This is a genomic window from Leucobacter sp. M11, assembly GCF_035726885.1.
Taxonomy (GTDB): domain Bacteria; phylum Actinomycetota; class Actinomycetes; order Actinomycetales; family Microbacteriaceae; genus JAPFRB01.
The window spans coordinates 100,585-102,428 of the sequence record NZ_JAPFRB010000002.1 but is presented as its reverse complement, the minus strand read 5'-3'; the positions used below and the strand labels follow the sequence as shown (position 1 = coordinate 102,428).

The following is a 1,844-nucleotide window of genomic DNA, read 5'->3' as shown; positions in this document are numbered from 1 at the left end:
CGATTCCTTGCCAAGGATGCCCTCGGCCTGCTCGGGGCCCTGGACCCGGAGCTGCCGGTCGACCGGCTCCCGCTCGGCCAGCGGCAGCGGCTGGAGATCGCGCTCGTGCTGTGGCGCGGTGCCCGGGTGCTCGTGCTTGATGAGCCAACGGCGCTGCTCCTCCCCGCGGAGGCGATGGCCCTGGAGGACGCGGTGCGCGGGCTCGCCGACGCCGGGGTCGCGGTGCTCTGGGTCACGCACGAGCTGCGCCAGGCCCGCCGGATCGGCGACCGGCTGACGGTGCTGCGCGCCGGTCGCGTCGCCCTGGCCCTCGACCGGGCGGGGCTCGCCGCGCTGGGGGAGAACGCCGGAGACGCCGCGATCCTGGACGCCATGTTCGGCCCGCCAGAGCCGGCCGCGGTGCCCGGGAACCCGGCGGCCACCCCGCCCGTTCCCGAGCGCGCCGCACCCGTCCACGTCGCGCAGCTCCCGGGCCGCCAGGCTGCCCTGGAACTGCGCGACGTGGACGGCCCCGCGGCCGCGGGGGAGATCGCCGTCGCCGGGCTGAGCCTCACGGTCGCGGCGGGCGAGATCCTCGGCGTCGCCGGAGTGGACGGCCAGGGCCAGCGCTCGCTCTTCGACGCGGTCTCCGGCCTGCGCCGGGTCCGGGCCGGTCGGGTCCACCTCGCGGGAAGCGATGTCACGCGGCTGGGCATCGGGGCCCGTCGGGGCCGCGGCCTCGGCGCCCTGAGCGACGACCGCCTCGGGGAGGGCATCGCGGGGAGCCTGAGCGTCACCGAGAACCTCACCATGACCCGGATCGCTCGGCCCCCCTTCTGGCGGCGCGGCCTCGCCCGCCGGGACCGGATGCGCGCCGCGGCCGAGGCCGCGATCGCCGAGTACCGGATCCGGCCCGGCGACCCCCTGGCCCGCGCCGCGGCCCTGTCCGGCGGCAACATTCAAAAGCTGCTCCTCGCCCGGGAACTCGCCGGCGAGCCGACCCTGCTCCTCTGCCACCAGCCCAGCCACGGACTCGACGTGCGCACCGTCGCGCTCGTCCACGAGCGCCTGCGCGCGGCCGCGGCCGCGGGCGCCGGGGTGCTCCTGCTGTCCTCGGATCTCGCCGAGCTCACGGCCCTGAGCGACCGCATCCTCGTCCTTTCGGGCGGCCGGGCGGCGGCCGAGGTCGCCCCCGCCGCGCCGGACGCGGCCGAGCGCATCCGCGAGGCGATGGTGATCCGACCGTGACCGCGACGCTCCCGAACCCCGCGCGCGCGGGCAACCGCGCGCTCAGCTGGGCCCTGCGCTCCCTCGGCCCCATCGTCGCGGCGCTCGCCGCGAGCAGTCTGCTGCTGGCGCTGCTCGGGAAGAACCCCGCCGCCTTCTTCGGCGATGTGCTGCGCTTCGGGCTCCTCGGCTCGGGCTGGCAGGGCAGCCTGACCCTGCTCGCCCCGCTCCTGCTCGTCGGGCTTGGCCTCCTCGTCGCCTTCCGCGCGAAGCTCTGGAACCTCGGCTACGACGGGCAGTTCCTGCTCGCCGCGGCGCTCGTCGCCGGGCTCGGCCCGGGGCTCACCCGCTCGCTGCCCTATCCGGTCGCCGTGCTCGCCCTGGCCCTGATCGCCGCGCTCGCCGCCGCGGCCTGGGGCCTGCTCCCGGCGATCCTGCGCGCCACGGCGGGCACGAACGAGATCGTCACGACGCTCATGATGTCCTTTCTCGGCGTCGGGGTGGCGAACCTGCTCGTCAAGGGGGTCTTCCAGGACCCCGCCGTGTCCACCCCGCAGACCGCCGTGATCCCGACCGCGCAACTGTTGCCCTTCCTGCCGGGCACCGCCGTGCACCTCGGGCTCGCGGTGGCCCTCATC

General features: G+C 76.6%; 2 protein-coding genes. Both read left to right on the top strand.

From position 1 onward, the window contains the following. Positions 1–1,227: ATP-binding cassette domain-containing protein (locus OOT08_RS04590; RefSeq protein ID WP_325091385.1), on the top strand; the 1,227-nt coding region annotated here is incomplete at its 5' end. Further along, on the top strand, positions 1,224–1,844 hold a 621-nt coding region (locus OOT08_RS04585), incomplete at its 3' end, for an ABC transporter permease subunit (protein ID WP_442916182.1). The genes OOT08_RS04590 and OOT08_RS04585, both read left to right, overlap by 4 nt.